Annotated in this window: 7 protein-coding genes; 1 reads left to right on the forward strand and 6 read right to left on the reverse strand. The window is 70.6% G+C overall.

Translation table 11 applies throughout. The features are described 5' to 3' along the window. Both rarD and CCN33_RS23765 read right to left on the reverse strand, forming a co-directional pair. The coding region (gene rarD / locus CCN33_RS23760; protein WP_086695540.1) for an EamA family transporter RarD at positions 1-660 on the reverse strand (660 nt) is incomplete at its 3' end. 132 nt (positions 661-792) lie between these two features. Further along, positions 793-1659, reverse strand: coding sequence for an SDR family oxidoreductase (locus CCN33_RS23765; protein WP_086695541.1), 867 nt, complete (start codon positions 1657-1659; stop codon positions 793-795). A gap of 94 nt (positions 1660-1753) precedes the next feature. Here CCN33_RS23765 and CCN33_RS23770 point away from each other — a divergent pair, with 94 nt between their 5' ends. Continuing rightward, the gene (locus tag CCN33_RS23770; RefSeq protein WP_086695542.1) at positions 1754-2152 is read left to right on the forward strand and encodes a winged helix-turn-helix transcriptional regulator; all 399 of its coding nucleotides are present in this window, start codon (positions 1754-1756) and stop codon (positions 2150-2152) included. Positions 2153-2170: 18 nt separating this feature from the next. Here the strand turns inward: CCN33_RS23770 and CCN33_RS23775 are convergent, their stop codons facing one another. From CCN33_RS23775 to CCN33_RS33935, 4 genes are all read right to left on the reverse strand, one after another. Beyond that, a complete protein-coding gene (locus CCN33_RS23775) occupies positions 2171-3229 on the reverse strand; it encodes a 2-oxoacid:ferredoxin oxidoreductase subunit beta (protein ID WP_086695543.1) in 1059 nt (352 codons plus the stop codon). After that, positions 3222-5150 (reverse strand): 2-oxoacid:acceptor oxidoreductase subunit alpha, encoded by a 1929-nt coding sequence (locus tag CCN33_RS23780; RefSeq protein ID WP_086695544.1) that lies wholly within the window; start codon positions 5148-5150, stop codon positions 3222-3224. The genes CCN33_RS23775 and CCN33_RS23780 overlap by 8 nt, the downstream gene beginning before the upstream one ends. Positions 5151-5302: 152 nt before the next feature. Beyond that, positions 5303-5962 carry a response regulator transcription factor gene (locus tag CCN33_RS23785; protein WP_279628198.1) on the reverse strand — a complete coding sequence of 220 codons (660 nt, stop codon included), beginning with the start codon at positions 5960-5962 and terminating at the stop codon, positions 5303-5305. Between the two features lie 67 nt (positions 5963-6029). Beyond that, on the reverse strand, positions 6030-6140 hold a 111-nt coding region (locus CCN33_RS33935), incomplete at its 5' end, for an ATP-binding protein (protein ID WP_483027254.1).

Below are 6140 nucleotides of genomic sequence, written 5' to 3' on the forward strand. Positions count from 1 at the left end.
GGCGAGGAGGGTGGCGTGGGCGGGGCCCTCCGTGGCGAAGGTGAGGTCGCCCCGGGTGCTGAGCCAGACCAGGTAGGCGAGGGCGGGAAGGAACTGGATGGCCGTCTCGGCGGCCAGGGATTCCACGCCGCCCAGGCCGACCTTCTTCTTCACCAGGCCGTACGTCGCGAAGCTCACCGCGAGGCAGAGCGAGATCCACGGGGGCCGTCCGTAGCCCACGGTCAGGACGACGACGGCCGCGAAGCCGACGCCCACCGCCGCCCACTGCGCCGGCCGCAGCCGCTCCTTCAGCAGCAGCACGCCCAGCCCGATCGTCATCAGCGGATTGATGAAGTACCCGAGCGACGCCTCCACCACGTGACCCGAGTTCACCGCCCAGATGTAGACGCCCCAGTTCACCGTGATGACAGCGGCGGCCACCGCGATCAGCGCGAGCCGCCGCGGCTGGCGCAACAGCTCGCCCGCCCACGCCCACCGCCGCACGAACACCAGCGCCACGGCGACGAAGACCAGGGACCACACCATCCGGTGGGCCAGGATCTCCATGGCCCCGGCCGGCTTCAGCAGCGGCCAGAAGAGGGGCACCAGCCCCCACATCCCGTACGCCGCGATGCCGTTCAGCAGCCCTATTCGGTGTTCACCCTTGGACGTCCCGGCCACGGGCTCCTCCTTCTCGCAATCCGCCACGCGAGAACGAAGGTAACGCCGCCCCACCCCGCCTGTCATGCCCGTATCGCCATACGGTCATGACGGGTAAGGAGGTGGGGCGGGCCACCCGCCCGGCGGGACCCCTCAGCCGGCCGCCGCCGCCTTCAGCCCCTCCTCCACCGCCACCGCGAGCGGCGTCGTCGGCCGCCCGATCAGCCGCGACAGCTCCCCGCCCGGCACCACCAGCTCGTCCCGCGCGATCGAGGCGTCCACCCCGACCAGCATCTCCGCGAGCGCGTCCGGCAGCCCCGCGCCGGCCAGGATGCCCTTGAGGGTCTCCCCGGACACGGACTGGTAGCTGATCGTCCGCCCCGTCCGCGCGCTCAGCTCGGCCGCGTACTCCGCGAAGCCCCAGGCCGCGTCGCCGCCCAGCTCGTACGTGGTGTTCTCGTGGCCCTCGCCGGTCAGCACGGCGACCGCCGCCGCGGCGTAGTCGGCACGCGCGGCGGAGGAGACACGGCCCTCACCCGCGGCCGTGACCACCGCGTCGTGGGCCAGCACCGGGGCCAGGTTCTCCGTGTAGTTCTCGTGGTACCAGCCGTTGCGCAGCAGCGAGTACGGCAGCCCCGAGGCGAGCAGCGCCTCCTCGGTCGCCCGGTGGTCGTCGGCCAGCGTCGCGGTCAGGGTGCCCGGCGCGCTGGTGTACGCGAGCAGCGCCACCCCCGCCGCCTTCGCCGCGTCGATGACGACCTGGTGCTGGGCCACCCGGCCCTTGTCGAACTCGTTGCCCGAGATCAGCAGCACCTTGTCGCCCGCCGAGAAGAGGCCGTCGAAGGACTCGGGGGCGTTGTAGTCGGCGACGGCCAGCCGTACACCGCGCTCGGCGAACCCGGCGCCCTTGGCCTTGTCCCGCACGACCGCGGTGATCTCCTCGGCCGGGACCCGCTCCAGCAACTGGGCGATCACGTGGCGGCCGAGGTGTCCGGTGGCTCCGGTGACGACGATGCTCATGGCGTTACTCCTAGGGGAACGTCGGGGTTATGTCGCTAACCCTAGGAAGGGCGCTAACCAAAAGACAGTACCCACTTTCAAGTAAGGTACTGCTATGAAGGTAAGCAACAAGGCCGGTGAAGCCCTGTGCCCGCAGCGGCTGGTGCTGGAGCATGTGACGAGCCGCTGGGGCACGCTCGTCCTCATCGAGCTGCTGGACCGCTCCTACCGGTTCGGGGAGCTGCGGCGGGCGGTCGGCCGCTGGGGCGGGCGCGAGGTCAGCGAGAAGATGCTCACCCAGACCCTTCAGACCCTGGAGCGGGACGGCCTGGTCGACCGGGACGCCAAGCCGGTCATTCCGCCCCGCGTCGACTACTCCCTCACCGACCTGGGCCGCGAGGCCGCCGAGCAGGTCAGGGTGCTGGCCGTGTGGACCGAGAACCGCCTGGAGCAGGTGGAGAAGGCCCGCCGCGCATACGACGAGGTCCGGGAGACACGCTCCCGGACCTCGTAGCACAACGCCCCACGGACCTCAGCCGACGACCGTCCAGGTGTCCCCGCCCGCCAGCAGCGTGGCCAGGTCGCCCTTGCCCCGCTGCTCGATCGCGGTGTCCAGCTGCTCGGACATCAGGCTGTCGTAGACCGGCCGGTCCACCGCCCGGAACACCCCGATCGGGGTGTGGTGCAGGGTGTCCGGGTCGGCCAGCCGGGACAGCGCGAACGCCGTGGTGGGGGAGGCCGCGTGCGCGTCGTGGACCAGCAGGTCCGCCTCGTTGTCCGGGGTCACGGTGACCACCGTCAGCTCACCGGCCCGGTCCCGTACGACACCCCGCGAGCCGTCCGCGCCGAACCGCACCGGCTGCCCGTGCTCCAGCCGGATCAGCGCCTCCTCGGCCCGCTGCTTGTCCTTGAGGGCGTCGAAGGCACCGTCGTTGAAGATGTTGCAGTTCTGGTAGATCTCGATCAGCGCGGTGCCGGGGTGGTCGGCGGCCGCCCGCAGCACCTCGGTCAGATGCTTGCGGTCGGAGTCGATGGTCCGGGCGACGAACGACGCCTCCGCGCCCAGCGCCAGCGACACCGGGTTGAACGGTGCGTCCAGCGATCCCATCGGCGTCGACTTGGTGATCTTGCCGAGTTCGGAGGTCGGGGAGTACTGGCCCTTGGTGAGGCCGTAGATCCGGTTGTTGAACAGCAGGATCTTCAGGTTCACATTGCGGCGCAGCGCGTGGATCAGATGGTTGCCGCCGATGGACAGGGCGTCCCCGTCACCGGTGACCACCCACACCGACAGGTCCCGCCGCGAGGACGCGAGCCCGGTGGCGATGGCCGGGGCGCGGCCGTGGATGGAGTGCATCCCGTAGGTGTTCATGTAATAGGGGAAGCGGGACGAGCAGCCGATGCCCGAGACGAAGACGATGTTCTCCCGGGCCAGCCCCAGCTCCGGCATGAACCCCTGCACGGCCGCGAGGATCGCGTAGTCACCGCAGCCGGGGCACCAGCGGACCTCCTGGTCGGACTTGAAGTCCTTCATCGACTGCTTGCCCTCGGCCTTGGGGACAAGCTGGAGCAGCTCGCGTGCGGAGTCAGTCATCGATGGCCTCCTTGAGCGCGGTGGCGAGCTGTTCCGCCTTGAACGGCATGCCGTTGACCTGGTTGAACGAGCGGGCGTCGACCAGGTACTTCGCCCGGATCAGGGTGGCGAGCTGCCCCAGGTTCATCTCCGGGACCACCACCTTGTCGTAACCCTTGAGCACCTCGCCGAGGTTCGCCGGGAAGGGGTTGAGGTGGCGAAGGTGCGCCTGCGCGATGGACTCGCCGGCCGCGCGCAGCCGCCGTACCGCCGCCGTGATCGGGCCGTACGTCGAACCCCAGCCGAGCACCAGCGTCGGGGCGCCGTCCGGGTCGTCGACCTCGATGTCCGGGACGTCGATGCCGTCGATCTTGGCCTGTCGGGTGCGGACCATCAGGTCGTGGTTGGCCGGGTCGTAGGAGATGTTGCCCGTACCGTCCTGCTTCTCGATACCGCCGATGCGGTGCTCGAGCCCCGGCGTGCCCGGCACCGCCCAGGGGCGGGCCAGCGTGCGCGGGTCCCGCTTGTACGGCCAGAAGGCCTCGGTACCGTCCTCCAGCGTGTGGTTCGGGCCCTGCGCGAACTGCACCTGTAGGTCCGGGAGTTCGTCGAGGTCCGGGATGCGCCACGGCTCGGAGCCGTTGGCCAGGTAGCCGTCGGAGAGCAGGAACACCGGGGTCCGGTAGGTCACCGCGATCCGGGCCGCCTCCAGCGCCGCGTCGAAGCAGTCGGCCGGAGTGCGCGGGGCCACCACCGGGACCGGCGCCTCGCCGTTGCGCCCGTACATCGCCTGGAGCAGGTCGGCCTGCTCGGTCTTGGTCGGCAGACCCGTCGACGGGCCGCCGCGCTGGATGTCGATCACCAGCAGCGGCAGCTCCAGCGAGACCGCGAGCCCGATCGTCTCGCTCTTGAGCGCCACCCCCGGCCCGGAGGTGGTCGTCACCGCGAGCGACCCGCCGAACGCCGCGCCCAGCGCCGCGCCGATCCCCGCGATCTCGTCCTCGGCCTGGAAGGTCCGCACACCGAAGTTCTTGTGCTTCGACAGCTCGTGCAGGATGTCGGAGGCCGGGGTGATCGGGTACGAGCCCAGGAACAGCGGGAGATCGGCCTGCCGGGATGCGGCGATCAGCCCGTACGCCAGGGCCAGGTTGCCGGAGATGTTGCGGTAGTCGCCGGGCGGGAAGGCCCGCGTGGCCGGCGCCACCTCGTAGGAGACGGCGAAGTCCTCGGTCGTCTCGCCGAAGTTCCAGCCCGCCCGGAAGGCGGCCACGTTGGCCGCCGCGATGTCCGGCTTCTTGGCGAACTTGGTGGTCAGGAACTTCTCGGTGGCCTCGGTGGGCCGGTGGTACATCCAGCTCAGCAGCCCCAGCGCGAACATGTTCTTGCTGCGCTCGGCCTCCTTGCGGGAGAGGTCGAACTCCTTCAGCGCCTCCACCGTCAGCGTGGTCAGCGGCACCGGGTGCAGGTGATAACCGTCGAGCGAGCCGTCGTCCAGCGGGGAGTCGGCGTACCCCACCTTCGCCAGCGCCCGCTTGGTGAACTCGTCCGTGTTGACGATGATCTCCGCGCCCCGCGGCAGATCGCCCACGTTGGCCTTCAGGGCGGCGGGGTTCATGGCGACCAGCACGTTCGGCGCGTCGCCCGGAGTGAGGATGTCGTGGTCGGCGAAGTGGAGCTGGAACGAGGAGACGCCGGGCAGGGTGCCGGCGGGCGCGCGGATCTCGGCGGGGAAGTTGGGAAGGGTGGAGAGGTCGTTGCCGAAGGACGCGGTCTCCGAGGTGAACCGGTCCCCGGTGAGCTGCATACCGTCACCGGAGTCCCCCGCGAACCGGATGATCACCCGGTTCAGGCGCCGTACGTCCTTCGCTCCGCCCGGTCTGCGCTGCTTGCCGACGGCGTTCTCGTCGGCCTGCTCCGCCGGGCTGCTGACCTGACTGGTCACTGAACTGGACCTCCTTCGAGGCGGCCGTCCGGGGGCGGTCTTCCCCCGGACCAATCCCAGGGTCAACCCTACGTCGCTCAGGGTCGGCTTCCGAGGATCGCTTGGGTATCTCCCGTTATGTGGACTCGCCACGCCGCCCAGTCTGGGTGCCGTCAGGAGTTCAGGTAGGTCAGCACGGCCAGAACACGCCGGTGGTCTCCGTCGCTCGGGGTGAGGCCCAGCTTCATGAAGATGTTGCTGACGTGCTTCTCCACGGCGCCGTCGCTCACCACGAGCTGCCGGGCCACGGCCGAGTTGGTCCGCCCCTCCGCCATCAGCCCCAGTACCTCCCGCTCGCGCGGGGTGAGCGCGGCCAGCACGTCCTGCTTGCGGCTGCGGCCCAGCAACTGCGCCACCACCTCCGGGTCCAGCGCCGTACCGCCCTGGGCGACCCGCTCCACGGCGGCGACGAACTCGCGCACGTCCGCGACCCGGTCCTTGAGCAGATAACCGACGCCCCTGCTGGAGCCGGCCAGCAGTTCGGTGGCGTAGCGCTCCTCCACGTACTGCGACAGCACCAGCACCCCGAGGTCCGGGTGCCGGCCGCGCAGCTCCACGGCGGCGCGCACCCCCTCGTCGGTGTGCGTCGGCGGCATCCGGACGTCCGCCACCACCACGTCCGGCAGCTCGTCCCGGCCGGCCAGCTCCGCGATGGTCGCGAGCAGCGCCTCCGCGTCCGCGACCCCGGCCACCACCTCGTGGCCGAGGTCGGTCAGCAGCCGGGTCAGCCCCTCTCTGAGCAGCACCGAGTCCTCGGCGATGACCACACGCACCTTGTTCTCCACGATTCCCCGAGCCCCCACACGCCTGTCGACAAGGAGGCCCAGCATTCCAGCTTCGTCAGGCGCGCCAGGGCAGTTCCGCGGTGATGACGGTGGGGCCGCCGGGCGGGGAGTCGATCACCAGGACCCCGTCGACCGCGTCGAGCCGCTCGGCCAGGCCCGCCAGGCC

The sequence above is a fragment of the Streptomyces recifensis genome, assembly GCF_002154615.1.
GTDB classification, from domain to species: domain Bacteria; phylum Actinomycetota; class Actinomycetes; order Streptomycetales; family Streptomycetaceae; genus Streptomyces; species Streptomyces griseoluteus.